The organism is Streptomyces sp. NPDC054813 (genome assembly GCF_053611365.1).
The window spans coordinates 1-13,501 of sequence record NZ_JBSHAF010000023.1; the positions used below are offsets into that span (position 1 = coordinate 1).

Annotated in this window: 11 protein-coding genes and 1 pseudogene; 2 read left to right on the forward strand and 10 right to left on the reverse strand. The window is 74.2% G+C overall.

Annotation, left to right across the window (positions count from 1 at the left end):
- The 4 genes and pseudogenes from ACWGJB_RS36150 to ACWGJB_RS36165 form a co-directional block, all read right to left on the reverse strand.
- Positions 1 to 108: pseudogene (locus tag ACWGJB_RS36150) on the reverse strand (sulfate adenylyltransferase subunit CysD); the annotation flags it as partial.
- Positions 105 to 656 carry an adenylyl-sulfate kinase gene (gene cysC / locus ACWGJB_RS36155; RefSeq protein WP_453384277.1) on the reverse strand — a complete coding sequence of 184 codons (552 nt, stop codon included), beginning with the start codon at positions 654 to 656 and terminating at the stop codon, positions 105 to 107. The gene cysC and the pseudogene ACWGJB_RS36150, both read right to left, overlap by 4 nt.
- 182 nt (positions 657 to 838) lie before the next feature.
- The gene (locus ACWGJB_RS36160) at positions 839 to 1,651 is read right to left on the reverse strand and encodes a PaaX family transcriptional regulator (RefSeq protein WP_453384278.1); all 813 of its coding nucleotides are present in this window, start codon (positions 1,649 to 1,651) and stop codon (positions 839 to 841) included.
- 129 nt (positions 1,652 to 1,780) lie between these two features.
- Positions 1,781 to 1,975, reverse strand: coding sequence for a DUF5999 family protein (locus ACWGJB_RS36165; protein ID WP_453384279.1), 195 nt, complete (start codon positions 1,973 to 1,975; stop codon positions 1,781 to 1,783).
- 300 nt (positions 1,976 to 2,275) lie between these two features.
- Between ACWGJB_RS36165 and ACWGJB_RS36170 the strand changes: the two genes are divergently transcribed.
- Positions 2,276 to 2,707: a DUF6299 family protein gene (locus ACWGJB_RS36170; protein WP_453384280.1), complete on the forward strand. Its 432-nt coding sequence runs from the start codon at positions 2,276 to 2,278 to the stop codon at positions 2,705 to 2,707.
- Between the two features lie 58 nt (positions 2,708 to 2,765).
- On the opposite strand, the gene ACWGJB_RS36175 is transcribed toward ACWGJB_RS36170, so the two are convergent.
- The gene (locus tag ACWGJB_RS36175) at positions 2,766 to 3,638 is read right to left on the reverse strand and encodes an alpha/beta fold hydrolase (RefSeq protein WP_453384281.1); all 873 of its coding nucleotides are present in this window, start codon (positions 3,636 to 3,638) and stop codon (positions 2,766 to 2,768) included.
- Positions 3,639 to 3,919: 281 nt separating this feature from the next.
- Here ACWGJB_RS36175 and ACWGJB_RS36180 point away from each other — a divergent pair, with 281 nt between their 5' ends.
- Entirely contained in the window at positions 3,920 to 5,887 is a 1,968-nt protein-coding gene (locus ACWGJB_RS36180) for a BTAD domain-containing putative transcriptional regulator (protein WP_453384418.1), read from the forward strand.
- Between the two features lie 19 nt (positions 5,888 to 5,906).
- Here ACWGJB_RS36180 and ACWGJB_RS36185 read toward each other — a convergent pair whose 3' ends face one another.
- The 5 genes from ACWGJB_RS36185 to ACWGJB_RS36205 form a co-directional block, all read right to left on the reverse strand.
- The gene (locus ACWGJB_RS36185; RefSeq protein ID WP_453384282.1) at positions 5,907 to 7,163 is read right to left on the reverse strand and encodes a carbohydrate ABC transporter substrate-binding protein; all 1,257 of its coding nucleotides are present in this window, start codon (positions 7,161 to 7,163) and stop codon (positions 5,907 to 5,909) included.
- On the reverse strand, positions 7,160 to 8,188 hold the full coding sequence (locus ACWGJB_RS36190; protein WP_453384283.1) for a hypothetical protein: 1,029 nt from the start codon (positions 8,186 to 8,188) through the stop codon (positions 7,160 to 7,162). The genes ACWGJB_RS36185 and ACWGJB_RS36190 overlap by 4 nt, the downstream gene beginning before the upstream one ends.
- Positions 8,185 to 9,573 (reverse strand): vWA domain-containing protein, encoded by a 1,389-nt coding sequence (locus ACWGJB_RS36195; RefSeq protein WP_453384284.1) that lies wholly within the window; start codon positions 9,571 to 9,573, stop codon positions 8,185 to 8,187. Before ACWGJB_RS36195 ends, ACWGJB_RS36190 begins: the two co-directional genes overlap by 4 nt.
- Positions 9,574 to 9,767: 194 nt before the next feature.
- Positions 9,768 to 12,146 (reverse strand): tetratricopeptide repeat protein, encoded by a 2,379-nt coding sequence (locus ACWGJB_RS36200; RefSeq protein WP_453384285.1) that lies wholly within the window; start codon positions 12,144 to 12,146, stop codon positions 9,768 to 9,770.
- Entirely contained in the window at positions 12,146 to 13,465 is a 1,320-nt protein-coding gene (locus tag ACWGJB_RS36205; protein ID WP_453384286.1) for a S1 family peptidase, read from the reverse strand. The genes ACWGJB_RS36200 and ACWGJB_RS36205 overlap by 1 nt, the downstream gene beginning before the upstream one ends.
- Between the last annotated feature and the right edge of the window lie 36 nt (positions 13,466 to 13,501).

The following is a 13,501-nucleotide window of genomic DNA, read 5'->3' on the forward strand; positions in this document are numbered from 1 at the left end:
GCCGGAGAACAGGATCACCGGCCGTTCGAACTCGCCCGCCACCTCACGGAAGATGTGGACCGCCTCGGACTCCAGCGCGTCCAGGTGGGACAGGGTGAAGGTGCTCATGCCAGCCCTCGCTGCACCAGCAGCGCGTGCACCGCGTGCGCCGACTCCTGCGGTGTCTGGTCCTGGGTGTGCAGCACCAGCGCCGGGTCGGTGGGCGGCTCGTACGGGTCGTCGACACCGGTCAGCCCGGACAGTTCGCCCGCGGCCTGCCTGGCGTACAGGCCCTTCACGTCCCGCTCGCTGCACACCTCGACCGGGGTCGCGACATGCACCTCCAGGTACGGCGTGCCGCTCTTCTCGTGCCGGTTGCGGACCGCCTCGCGGCTGTCGGCGTAGGGGGCGATGACCGGGACGACGGAGAGCACGCCGTTGCGCGCCAGCACCTCCGAGACCAGTCCGATGCGCTGCACGTTGGTGTTGCGGTCCGCCCGGGAGAAGCCGAGGCCGGCCGAGAGGAAGCGGCGTATCTCGTCGCCGTCGAGGACCTCCACGCGATGTCCCTGGGCCTTGAGCCGATCCCCCAGGAGCCGGGCGATCGTCGTCTTGCCCGCGCTCGGCAACCCCGTCAGCCAGACCGTGGCCCCCTGAGCCCTTGGCGTGGTGGTCATGCGCAACAGACCTCTTCCTTACCGTCTCGTCAAGCTCGCGTACGACCCGTCGAAGAGTAGGTAAGAAGTCTGAGAGGAGTGGTCAAGGAAGCTGAGGTTTAGCTGAGTGACTCGTGGTACGCAAGAGGTCACGGGGTCGTGCCATGGACATTTCACAATCGGCGATCTGCTCACCGGTCCGTTCACAGGCCGGCGAAGGCACCGCCCGGGTCCCGCAGCCGCTGGTGCAACGCCCGGAAGACGGCGGCCGAACGGGTGCCCGGCCAGTCGGCGGGCAGCAGGCTCGTCGGCAGCCCGGGGTCCGTGTACGGCAGATGGCGCCAGGAGTCCAGGGCGAGCAGATAGTCGCGGTAGGCACCCTCGGGCGGGGTGTCCGTCCGGTGTTCCCAGCCGCGCAGCACCGGCTCGTGGTCGTCGAGGAACTGCTCGTGCGCCTTGGCGATCGCTGTCAGGTCCCACCAACGGGCGACCGCCTCGGTGGTGGGCGCGAACCCGAGATGGTCGCCGCGGAAGAAGTCCACGTACGGGTCGAGGCCGAGCCGGCGCAGGGTGTGCCGGGTCTCCTCGAACAACCGGGCCGGGGCGATCCACACGCCGGGGGCGGCCGTGCCGAAGCCGAGTCCGGCGAGCCGGGAGCGCAGCACGTGCCGCTTCTGCCGTTCCGATTCCGGCACCGAGAACACCGCGAGCACCCAGCCCGCGTCCTCCGGCGGCGCCGCCGCGTACACCCGGCGGTCGCCGTCGTCCAGCAACTGGCGGGCCTCGGCGGAGAGTTCGTAGCCGGCGGCGCCCTGCGCGGTACGGGCAGGCGCCAGCAGGCCGCGCCGTTTCAGCCGGGACACCGACGACCGTACGGAAGGGGCGTCCACGCCGACGGCGGCCAGCAGCCGGATCAGCTCGGCGACGGGCACCGGGCCGGGCAGGAAACGGCCGTACGCGCCGTAGAGCGTGACGATGAGGGACCTCGGGGCGTGTTGCTCGGACACGTTGATCATTTTAGGTCCCCGGCATCGCTGCTGGTCACCTCCGGTACGCGCCTGAACATGAGTCAGGATTCCGGGGAGGGGACCGACGGGGTGTCCGCGGAGCCGCCGGAGCTCTGTTCGCGCCCTCCCCGCGGCGGGTCAGGCGGCGATGGCGAGCCGGCCGGCCGGGCCGCGGTGCGGCTCGGTCACGCTGCCGTCGGGGTGCAGCTCGCCGGTGTCGTCGAAGACGATCGCGCCGTCGCACAGCAGGGTCCAGCCCTGCTCGGGGTGGGCGGCGACGATGTGCGGGAGGCCGCGGTCGGCCGTCGCGCTCGGGAACTGATGGGAACACATGGCGCACCTCCACGGGTCTGCCTCCGGCGCGGTCGCCCACCGGCATGACCAGACCATGCTCCCGCCGTGAACGCCACGGAACCTCCTGCCGCGACCTGTGACAACACACGGACAACTCCCGGACGCTCCCACGACGGTCGCCGCGCGCCCGGGACAGCACACGGTGGCGCCGCGCCTCCGCGGTGCGGTTCGTGGCTTCCGTGTGGTGGGACGCGCCACCGAAGGGGTGATGGTCACGCTTCCCGGGCCGGCCGCCCGGTATCCAGGGCATGCCCCACACCACGACCAGGGAAGGATGTCATGCCCCTACGCCCCGTCCTCGCCGCGGGCCTCGGTTCCGCCGCGCTGCTCTGCGCCGCCGTCGCCCCCGCGACCGCCGCCCCCGCCCCCGCCGAGTCCGTCACCGTCGATCACACCGGCCGTCTAGCCGACGACGGCACGGTCACCCTCTCCGGCACCTACACCTGCACCGATGCCTCGGGCCCGGTGTTCGTCAGCTCGTCGGTCAGCCAGGAATCGCCGAACTACCGCCACGGCGTCGGCGGCACCCGGGCCGTGTGCGACGGCCACAAGCACCACTGGGAGAACACCGGCAAGGTGACCTCGGAGAAGCTGAAGCGCGGTGCGGCCCATGTGGAGGCCACGATCATGGAGCTGCGCCCCCAAGGCGGCCTGCCGTTGCCTTCCTTCCATGCCGTCCAGCAGCAGGACGTCACCCTCGGCAAGGGCTGAGGCGCGGTCCCGGGCGGCCCGGCACCCCGGCGGTGCCGGGTCCGGATCACCACCCGGATCACCGGGTCAGCAGCTTCCGCAGCGCGGACGTGACCTCGTCCGGTGCCTCCTCCGCCATGAAGTGCCCGCAGTTCACCGTGCGGTGGTCCAGGTCCGGTGCCCAGGCCCGCCACAGCGCGGCCGCGTCGTAGCCGAGGGCCGCGCCCCAGTCCTGCTGGAGCACGGCCACCGGCATGCCCAGCACGGTCCCGGCGGCCCGGTCGGCCCGGTCGTGCTCGGCGTCGATGCCGGCCGAGGCCCGGTAGTCGGCCACGATCGAGGGCACCGCCGCCCGGCAGGCCGCGAGATAGGCGGCGCGGACGTCGGCGGGGATCGCCGAGGGGTCCCGGGTCCACAGGTCGAGGAAGTGACCGAAGAACAGGTCCGGGGCGGCGCCGATCAACTGCTCGGGCAGACCAGGGGGTTGGGCCATCAGGTAGAGGTGGAAGGCCACGGCGGCGGTGCTGCCGTGCAGCACCTCCCACATGTCCAGGGTGGGCAGTACGTCGAGGAGGGCGAGGTGCGTGACGTTGTCCGGATGGTCCAGGCCGGCCCGGAACGCCACCAGCGCACCCCGGTCGTGCCCGGCCAGCGCGAAGCTCTCGTGGCCGAGGGCGCGGGCCAGCGCCACCACGTCGGCGGCCATGGTCCGCTTCGCGTACGTCAGCCCGTCCGCGTCGGCCGGCTTGTCACTGGCGCCGTAGCCGCGCAGGTCGGGACAGATCACCGTGTGGTCGGCGGCGAGGTCGGCGGCCACCTGCCGCCACATCAGGTGGGTCTGCGGGAAACCGTGCAGCAGGACGACCGGGCGGCCGGTGCCACCGACGGACGCGTGCAGGGAGACGCCGTCGGCGACCGGGACATGGTGCGCTGTGAAACCGGGGATGTTCATGCCCCGAGACTCCCGCGCCCGGATCAGCGGTGGATCAGCACCTGCCGTGGGGCGGGGTCCGGCGTGGGGTGGGATCCGGCGGGTCCGGGGTCCGGGGTCCGGCGTGGGGCGAGGTCCGGCGGGTCCGGGGTCCGGCGGGTCCGGCGTCCGGCGTGGGCCGGGATCCGGCGGGTCCGGGGTCCGGCGTGGGGCGTTCGGCGTGAGGTGGGATCCGGCGGGTCCGGGAGCTGCCGTGGGCCGGGGTCCGGCGTGGGCCGGGATATACCGTGGGGCGGGTGAGGATGGAGCAGGTCGCCTTCGGGGTGCTCGGACCCGTGACGGCCGAGCGCGTCGGTGTTCCGCTCGCTCTGAAGGGCCCCCGGCACCGCGCCGTACTGGCCCGGCTGATCGTGGCCCGCAGAAGGGTCGTGCCGGTGGGCCGCCTGGTCGCCGACCTCTGGGACGAGCCGCCCCCCACCGCCGTCGGCGCCGTCCGTACCTTCGTCGGCGACCTGCGCCGCGCTCTCGAACCCGACCGCCCGCCCCGCACCCCGGCCCGGCTGCTCGTCACCGACGGACCCGGCTACGCCCTGCGTGCGGAAACGGCGGCGGTGGACGCCTGGCGGTTCGAGACGGCCGTGGAGACCGCCGTACAGGAGGAGCCCGCGCGGGCCGCCCGGCGGCTCCGGCAGGCGCTGGAGCTGTGGCGGGGGCCTGCCTACGCCGAGTTCGCCGACGAGGAGTGGTGCGGGGGCGAGCGGGCCCGGCTGGCCGAGCTGCGGCTCCGGGCCGTCGAGCAGCGGGCCGAGGCGCTGCTCGACGGGGGCCGGGCGGCCGAGGCGGTGCCCGATCTGGACGCCCACCTCACCGGGCACCCGTGGCGCGAGGAGGGATGGCGGCTGCTGGCGCTCGCCCTCTACCGGACCGGCCGCCAGGGCGACGCCCTGGCGGTGCTGCGCCGGGCCCGCGCGACCCTCGCCGACCAGCTGGGACTCGACCCCGGCCCGGCGCTGCGGCGGCTGGAGGCCGGGATCCTCGCGCAGGACCCCGCCCTGGACGCGGAGCGGGAGGCCGTCGCGGCACGGGTGTGGTCCCGGGCGGCCGAGGCGTACGACCGTACCGTCGCCGCGGACGCCCGGGCCCGGCTCGAATCGACCGTCGGCCTGCTGCGCACCCTCGCGGTGACCGGCTCCGGCGGGCTGGCCGCCGCCCGTGAACACCGCCCCGCGGCGATCACCGCGGCCGAGGAGTCCGGCGACCCGGAGCTGGCGGCGAGGATCATCGGCGCCTATGACGTCCCGGCGATCTGGACCCGCTCGGACGACCCGGCGGCCGCCCGCCGCGTGGTCGAGGCCGCCGAACGCGCACTGGCCCGGCTGCCCGTGACCCCGGCCCGGGACACCGCCCGCTGCCGACTGCTCGCCACGGTCGCCCTGGAGTCGCGCGGCACCCGGGCGGCCCGTGCCGCCGAGGCCGCCGTCGAAGCGGAACGGCTGGCCCGCGGCCTGGACGATCCGGCGCTGCTCGCCTTCGCCCTCAACGGCGTCTTCATGCAGTCCTGCACCCGGGCCGGCCTCGCCCCGCGCCGTGACGCCCTCGGCACCGAACTGATCGCCCTGGCCACCCGGCACGGCCTCGTCACCTACGAGGTGCTCGGCCATCTGATCCGGGTGCAGGCCCGCGCGGGCCTCGCCGACCTCACCACCGCCGACGCACACGCCGAGGCGGCCGACCGGCTGGCCGACCGCCATGAACTGCCGCTGGTCCGGGTGTTCACGGACGGGTACCGGGCGCTGCGGCTGGCCGCGACCGGGCATCCGGAGCGCGCCGAGGCCGCCTACCGCGAGGTCGACCGGCTGCTGGACGGGCCGGGCATGCCCGGAGTGCGCGCCGGGCTGCTTCCGCTCGCGTTGCTCTGCCTGCGCCTGGCCGGGCGGCCCTACGGCATCCGTGCGGCCCTCGACCCGGACGCCGACTGGGGGCCGTATCTCCCCTGGATCCGGCCGGGGCTCGCTCTTGCCGCCGACGGCGAGGGGGCGGCCCGCGAAGCGCTGCACGGGTTGCCCGAGCCTCCTGCCGACCTCGTGCAGGAGGCGCTGTGGTGTGTCGTGGCGGCCGTCGCCCTGGCGGTCGGCGATCGCGGGGCCCTGCGCCGCTGCCAGGACGGGCTGCGCCCGGCCGCCGGCCAACTCGCGGGCGCGGGCAGCGGGTTGGTGACGGCCGGACCGGTCGACACCTGGCTGGCGGCGATCGAGAAAGCTCTGCCCTAGGCGGCCGGCGACGGACCCGTCACCGGGAACTGCACACCGTCCGCGGCGCCGCTCTGCCGGGGGTGCCCTGTGCGTCCTGCACCCGCTGAAGGTCCCGCAGCAGGACCGCGATGCCGGGGTCCTGGCCGGCGGCGACCCGGGCGATGGTCTGCAGGACGGCCTCGTAGAAGGCGTCCCGTACGGCGGGCGCCATGACGTCCGAGGCGTCCAGGCAGCGCGGGCCCGCCCGGAGCCGCTCGGCGATCTCGCGTTCCACCGTGTGGTTCTGCGGCTTCACCTGCCGGTTCGCCGAGAAGAAGTCCGCCGAGTCGGCCCACTCCTGCTGGCCCTCCTTGGAAGCCAGCCGCCGGACCAGCTCACGGGCCTCGGAACGGTCGCTGAACAGTGCCGCGAAGTCCCCGGTGACCTCGTGGGCCCGGACCTGGCCGCCGCCGGGCAGCAGCGGAGCGGAGTCCGTCAGGTCCGCGTGCGGCGCCTCGGTCTTGTAGAAGGAACTCGCGAACGATCCCTGGTGCTCCAGATCGCATCCGCCCCAGCCGCCGAACAGCAGCCCGTCGCTGTCCGGGGCGCCGCGGTGGTCGGTGAGCAGGGCGTGCCGGGCCCCGGCCCGGTCCTGCCCGAGCAGACCGGCCCAGGCCTGCCAGGCGGAGCGCACCGCGGCGCTCCGCCACCACTGCGCGTCGCCGGCGCCCAGCGCCCACTTCTCGTACACGGCCGGCCCCGCCCGTTGCAGCACGAGGTCCTCGACCCAGTCGGTGCCGGGCCAGCCGGAGGCACCGTCGTCCCCCATGCCGATGCACCAACTCCGCAACGGCGCGGGTGAGTCGGCGGGCCTCTCGCCCCGCCGGTACCAGACGATGCTCTTCAGGTCCGCCTTGACCGGGACCCAGTACACGGACGCGGAGGCCGTGCCGGTCGCGTTCCAGGGGGCGCCGTACTGCCGCGGGTCGTAGAGCCTGTTCAGTGGCTTGAGACGGTTCTGGTCGGCGTACTCGGCGAGTTCACCGATGCCCGGCATGATCACGATGTCCGGGGGCTCTCCCGACTGCACCTTGGAGAGCAGCACCTCGCGCTGGGCGGCGGTGCCCTGGTAGCGGAAGGGGATGCCGAAGTCCCGCAGCACGGCCTCGAACTGCTCCGCCTGCTCCCCGGTCCAGGTCCCCAGGATGGTCACCGGCTCCCGGTCGTCGTGCCGTGCCCAGACCACCACCAGCCCGCCGGCCGCGATCAGCAGCATGACCACGAGCACGACCAGCACCTTGAACCGCCGGGTCACCGCCGCCTCCAGTAGTCGCTGTCGAGCCGGAGCCCGAGGCCCAGCGCGGGCAGGACGACGACCAGCAGGCCGCCGACGACCGTGCCCCGGTACATCCGGTCGGTCCAGCCGCCGTCGGTGAGTTCCTGCCGGACCTCCTCCGACTTCTGCGCGACGCTCTGCTGCGCCCCGGCCGGCCCCGGGCCGGTGTGCCGGGACCGGGACACCTCGGTGATCTGCCCGAGGTCGGCGAGCGCTCTGTCCAGGCGGTCCTCGGTGGCCGACGTCGTCAGTAGCGGGAACACCGCGAGCAGGACGGTGAGGACGAAGGCCGCGAGCAGATACGGGTTCCAGTCGCGGCCGCACCGGTCGCGCAGCACGAACAGCGCCGAAAGCAGGGTCAACGCCAGCGCGGCCAGTGCGAGTTCGGCGAGCCACCAGCCGGCCCGCTGCCGCTGCCCCATGGTGGCCGTGGCCTCGGCGTGCCGCAGCTGGATCCGCTGCAGTGCGTCGAGGCGGGGCGCGAGCCCGACCGTGCTGCGGGTGAGCAGCGAGTGTGCCTCGTCGAGTTTCTGCTCCCGCATCAGCGGCTGGTCGCGGTACATGGACGTACCCAGGTTGAGCGAGTTCCCGTAGGTGGCGAGCAGACCGTTGACCGTGCCGAGGTCCTGGTCCGTGCGGTCGGCGATCCGGGACAGGCCCTGGTCGGCGGCGGACAGCTGGGACCGGTAGGTCTCGCCCGAGCCCGCCACGTCGACGAGGTGTGTCGTCACCAGGGCGTGGGCCTCCTGGTCGGCCCGCAGCGCCGCCAGCCGGGTGGCGGCGAGCCCCTGCACGGCCGGCGCCTCACGGGCGGCGAGGGCCGCGGCGCCGCGCTGGGTCTGCCGGTAGGAGAAGAACAGGGAGGTCGAGGCCACGGCGGCACACAGGAACAGCACCAGCAGATGCGTCTCCAGCAGCCGGCGGGTCCGCCAGTGGCTCAGCCGCCCGCGCCAGAACGCGGCGGGGGAGTACCGCCGTAAGAGGGTCGTCCGTACGGTCGTCACAGCAGCTTCTCCCCGCAGACGATGCAGTAACGGGCCTCGCCCCCGGCCCGGCTCCGGCAGGTGCCGCAGCGTGGGCCGGGCGGTGCGTCGACGAGGTCGGCCATGGGTCCGCCCGGACGGGAGCCGGCCCGCAGGATCATCGGGCCGAGGGCACCCGCGTCCACGGCGCGCAGCCGGATCCGCCCCGCGGCCGCGTCCTCGATGTCGGCGACCGTACGGATCTCGTCCAGCACCCAGTCCGTGCCGAACCGCACCGCCAGCTGGGCCGCCTGCGCCAGGCACTCCCGGGCGGTGTCGGGCCGGTGTCCCTGGAGCGCGGTGAGCCCCTCGCGCAGGGCGCCGCGCATCCGGGCGGTGGCGTTGAGGCTGCGCACACTGCCGCCGCCCGCCGGACCGGGCGGCGCGGACTGCCGGGGCAGGTGCCAGCGGGCGACGACCGGCACATGGACGTCGGCGACGGAGACCATGGCGAACTGCAGCTCGGTCTCCAGCGGGTCGTCGTCGGCGTTGGCGACCAGGGTGAGCAGGTAGTCGCGGGTGCCCTGTTCCCACTGGTGGGTGGAGAAGCTCCAGCCGCGCGGCCGGCCGGACCGGGGCAACCCGACGAGGCGGTGCGGCCGGGGCGCCTTCTCGCTGAGCGAGACCTGGCGCACCGAGGGGCACACGGTCACCTCGATCGCCAGCTGGGACGTGCCCACCCGGCGCAGCCGGGCGACGGCGTCGGTGACCGCCCGGCCGAGACCCTCGTCCACGAACTGGGCGGTGCCGTGCAGCCGTTCGGCGATGGCCAGCAGCGGATCAGGGTTCCAGTCGACGCCCACCGCGAACACGTCACAGGTGAACTTCCCGGCGCAGGCGTCCAGTTCCTCCTCGAGACGCGTCTCGCCGGCGGCGCTGCTGCCGTCGGTGATCAGCACCAGATGCGGTACGGACAGCGGGCGGTCGGCGAGCAGGGCCCGCGCCTCGGCCGCCCAGGTGGCGTACCCGGCGGGACGCGGACCGTCCCGGTGCAGCGGCAGCGAGCCCACGGCGAACGCGGCCCGGCGCCGCTGGTTCTGGTCGGCGACGGCCCACGTGTCGTCGCCCCGCGGATAACACCGGACCGGCTCGGGGCCGCTGCCGAGCACGGCGAAGGAGATCCGGTCGGGCAGGGCGCGCAGCGCGGCCGGCAGAGCCTGGCGTACGGCCGCCCGGTTTGACTCGGCGACGTCCACGCCGATGATCACGGCGAGTTCGACCGCGGGCAGGTCGGTGGGGGCGCCGTCGGCGGCCACGTCGACCCGCAGATGGGCCTCGATCTTCGCGCTGCGGTGCGGGCGCAGGTCACCGTCGAGGTCGACGTGGAGTCGGATGCCCGGCTGCGACGGCCGGGTGTGGCTGCTCATGTCCTCCGTCACCGCTCCTTCCCTTCGTCACCGAGGACACCGCGTCTGCGGCGCTGCGCTACTGCGTGGTGCCGCCCGGCTCTGTCGTGCCGTGCGCTGTCGTGCCGCGGGCTGTCGTGCCGTGTGCTGTCGTGTCGTGCGGTGCTCGTGTGCTGCCGTGCGGCTGCGTCGTTCGCTTCGGTCGGGCCGTGTGGTCAGATTCGGGTCTGTGGTCGTACCGCGTGCAGGAGGTCCACGAGGTGTTCGTGGGTGGCGGCCGACTGCCGATGCCGGGCGGCCAGTTGCCGGTAGAGCGACTCCAACCGCCTGCGCTGCTCGCGCTCCGGCGGGGTCAGACGTCTGAGCCGGCGGGCGTCGAGCCGGCCGGCGCCCGCGCCCGGAGCGCCGGTCCGGTCGCTCTGGTGGTGCAGCGCGTCCAGTTTCCATTCGTGCAGCTCGGTGCTCAGCCGCAGCGCCTCCTCCTCGGACAGGCTCGGCTCTCCCGCGCCCGGTCCGCGGCCCACCAGACCGGGGAGTTCGGCCAGCGCCGCGTCGACCTCGGCGGGCGCGGGCAGCGGAGCGAAGTTCTTCGACGGCGGACCGACGTCCCCGGGCAGCCGGGCCGCGCGGATCCGCAGGGACGCGATCCGGGCCACGGTGTGGTCCAGGGTGCCGGGCCCCACCCGGCCGAGCACGTCGAGGGCCGCCCGCCGGTCGCCCGCGCGCAGCGCCAGCCTGGCCAGCCCCAGCGCGGCGCCGCCGTGCGCGGGGTTGCGGGCGAACACCGCCTCGTACAGCTCCCTGGCGGTGGGTCCGTTGCCGTGGTCGCCGAGCCGCTCCCCGCAGTAGGCGAGGGCCAGCTTGGGGGCGTACTCGCCGGGCAGTTCGAGGTGGACCCGCAGGAAATGGCCCTGGGCGTCCGCGACTTGCTGCGGGGTGTCGTGGAGACCGGCGTGACGCAGCGCGAGCAGCGCGCGGTGCCACTCCAGACGCCATCGGCGCACCGCGGACGGCCCGGGGACGGAGTCGGCGGTGTCGAGTTCCGCCTGGGCCAGCTCCAGGTCGCGCCGGGTGTTCCGGCCCAGCAGGACACGCACGTTGTGCAGGCAGATCTCCACCGAGGCCGGTTTCTCGTCCTCCTGGTCGAGGAGCAGCCCGGGGTCGTAACCGCTGCTCACCTCGAACCGCGCGGTCTGCGGGTCGCCCGGATAGCGTCGCGGCACCGGCAGACAGCCGGCGATCTCGGTGGGCGTGGGGGCGCCGAGGTCGAGGGCGGGGGCCACCGGCGGCGCGTACCGGTCGCGGCGGGGCCGCTCCAGCCAGTGTTCGATGCCCGGCACCGTACCGAGCCGGGCGCCGAGCAGCTGCGGGGACGGACGGAAGTAGTCGGAGGGCTCGGGCGGGTCGCTCTTGCCGCGCAGGGCCCGGATCTCCCGCAGCGCGCCCCGCAGTTGGCCGGCCATCTCGCGGGCGTCGGCGAAGCGCCGGCCGGGGTCGGTCCGCACGGCGCGCTCGACGACCTGCCAGAAGGAGCCGGTGCCGAGGCCGGGCACCTCGTCGACGGCCCAGTGGGCGAGTTCCCGCAGGGTGACGCCGACGGTGTGCAGGTCGTGGGCGACGGTGGGCAGGCCCGAGAACGCGGTCTCCGGCGCCATGTAGTCGTTGGTGACATGGGCGGGCGGCCGGCTCTGGCCCTCCTCGCGCATGCCGCCGAGGTCGATGACCTTGACGCCGTCCCCGTGGTGCACGACGTTCGAGGGCTTCATGTCCCCGTAGACGAAGACCCGTTCACCGCCGGCGTGCAGATGCACCAGGGCTTCGAGGATCTGGCAGCCGTACGCCGCCACGTGCTCGATGTCGAGCACCGACTCGCCCCGCCGGGTCTCCTCGACGACCTTCTCCAGGGTGCCGTCGCCGACGTCGTCCATGACGATGTAGCCGCCGGTGATCTCCCCGGTGCCGTCGCCGCGGGCGACGAAGTCGCGGATCTGGACGATCCGGGGGTGGCGCATGGCGACCAGGTTGCGGCGCTCGACGTCGGCGAGCCGGGCGCCGTCGTGCTCGTACCGGTTGAGCAGCCCCTTGACGGCCACGATGTCCCCGAGATGGGTGTCCTCGGCGAGGTAGACCCAGCCCTGGCCGCCGTGTGCGATGGGCCCCATGATCCGGTACTGGTCGCGCAGCAACTCGCCCTCGGTGAGCTCGGGTTCGTACGAGTACCGCTCGCCGCACGCCGGGCAGTACCCCGTGATGGGCACGGGGCCCTCGGTGTAGGGCGGGGCGAAGGTGATCCCGCAGTCGGCGGCCGAGCAGCCCATCCGGATACGCAGTGGTGTCTCCGTACCGACGAGGCGTGCCTCGGCGGGGCGCGGTGCGCGGTCGGGGAGCGTGAGGAGGTCGCGGGGGCCGAGGTCCCGCGGGTCCTCGGGCAGGGCGGGCAGTGCGGGGCCCCGCTCCGCGCGGCCGCACTGGTCGCACCAGCCGGTGGGCAGTACGGAGCCCTGGCAGCGGGAGCCGTCGAAGTTCCGGTGCGGGCAGCCGGTCATGCTCCCCTCGTCCTGCCTCCCGGCCCGGTCCGGGCGGTGCCCCCGCATCACCGGCCTCCCTGGCGGTCCAGGTCGGCGCGCAGGGTTCTGAGCAGTGCGCGCAGCCGGGGCAGTTGCCGCTGCGGGTCCGGTAACGCGCCGATCCGGCGGAGTTCGGCCCGGCGCAGGTCGGCGGTCTCGGTGACGGAGTCGAGGGAGGCGCTGCCGACGACGTCGCGGCGGATCGCATTGCCGAACTCGGCGAGTCGTAGCCGGCCGAGCAGCGCGTCCGCGTGGCCGAGGAGCGCGGGCCGCAGCAGGTCGTCACGGGCCGTGTTCCAGCCGATGCCGCCCTCGTGGCGGAAGACGAGCAGCAGCCGGAAGCCCAACACCCTCAGCCGCACGAGGAGTTCGAGCAGCGGGCCGGGCCGGGGCTCCTCGTCGAGGCCGTCGACGACGACCGTCACGGGCCGGACGGGGGTGGCGGCCGTGCCCGTCGGGTGGCGCGCGGTGCCGAGCAGCCAGTCCCAGTACGCGAGGTACTCGCCGACCGGGAAGGAGATCCGGCCCAGGGCCTGGTCGGCGAGGTGCGGTCTGCTGTCGCCGCCGCGATGGACGATGTCGGCACGGTGCAGCAGATGGCGCAGCGAGCGGTCCTTGCCGCTGCCCGGGGGCACCACGGTGATCTTCACCGGGTCCTCGTCCGGGTCGTCGTACCACCGGCCCAGTCGCTCCTCGAAGCCGTGATCCCAGGCGTCCGGGCTGCTCAACTCCTCCACTATGGGCGAGAGTTCGGCGATGCGGTCGACCGGCACCAGATACGAGAAGGCGAGCCGGTTGTCCTCGGACAGCAGCTCGCCCATGTCCCCGCGCCAGCTGACGACGAGGCCGACCACCCGGGCCGGACGACCCTCCAGCGGCCGGGTGCACACGGCTGCGCCGCTGAACCCGGCGCGCACCACCTCGGCCTTGGTGACGGCGTCGAGCTGTACCCGCTCGCCGCTGGCGCCGCTGATCCGGCCCCACAGGCTCATACCGTCGTCGAAGCCCTCCGCGTACCCGGTCGTGTACACCTCCGTACCGGCCCTGAGCACGGGTTCCAGCGGAGCGGGGCGCGCCTGCGGGCGCGGACTGTCGAGCCGTAACACGGCGACGTCCTCGCCGTGTCCGCCCTCCCGGAGCCAGCCGCCCGCCATCACCCGGGCGGCCACCGGTTCCAGCGCGCTGTTCTCGGCGAACTCCAGCCACATCACGGCATCCGGGTGGCGCACCACGTGTGCACAGGTCAGCGCCGTGTGCTGGTCGACGAGTACACCGGCCCCGCAGACGAGGCCGTGCGCGTCCTCGCGTCGCAGCCTGAGTCTCCAGTCCGCACGCAGTTCCCCCATGCTGTCTCACACTACGCGCGGGGCATCGCCCGTCCC

What these genes read in the sequence shown, in the direction of transcription:
- cysC (WP_453384277.1), bottom strand. Translation starts at nt 656, where the DNA reads ATGACCACCACGCCAAGGGCTCAGGGGGCCACGGTCTGGCTGACGGGG.
- ACWGJB_RS36160 (WP_453384278.1), bottom strand. Translation starts at nt 1,651, where the DNA reads ATGATCAACGTGTCCGAGCAACACGCCCCGAGGTCCCTCATCGTCACG.
- ACWGJB_RS36165 (WP_453384279.1), bottom strand. Translation starts at nt 1,975, where the DNA reads ATGTGTTCCCATCAGTTCCCGAGCGCGACGGCCGACCGCGGCCTCCCG.
- ACWGJB_RS36170 (WP_453384280.1), top strand. Translation starts at nt 2,276, where the DNA reads ATGCCCCTACGCCCCGTCCTCGCCGCGGGCCTCGGTTCCGCCGCGCTG.
- ACWGJB_RS36175 (WP_453384281.1), bottom strand. Translation starts at nt 3,638, where the DNA reads ATGAACATCCCCGGTTTCACAGCGCACCATGTCCCGGTCGCCGACGGC.
- ACWGJB_RS36180 (WP_453384418.1), top strand. Translation starts at nt 3,920, where the DNA reads ATGGAGCAGGTCGCCTTCGGGGTGCTCGGACCCGTGACGGCCGAGCGC.
- ACWGJB_RS36195 (WP_453384284.1), bottom strand. Translation starts at nt 9,573, where the DNA reads ATGAGCAGCCACACCCGGCCGTCGCAGCCGGGCATCCGACTCCACGTC.
- ACWGJB_RS36200 (WP_453384285.1), bottom strand. Translation starts at nt 12,146, where the DNA reads ATGCGGGGGCACCGCCCGGACCGGGCCGGGAGGCAGGACGAGGGGAGC.
- ACWGJB_RS36205 (WP_453384286.1), bottom strand. Translation starts at nt 13,465, where the DNA reads ATGGGGGAACTGCGTGCGGACTGGAGACTCAGGCTGCGACGCGAGGAC.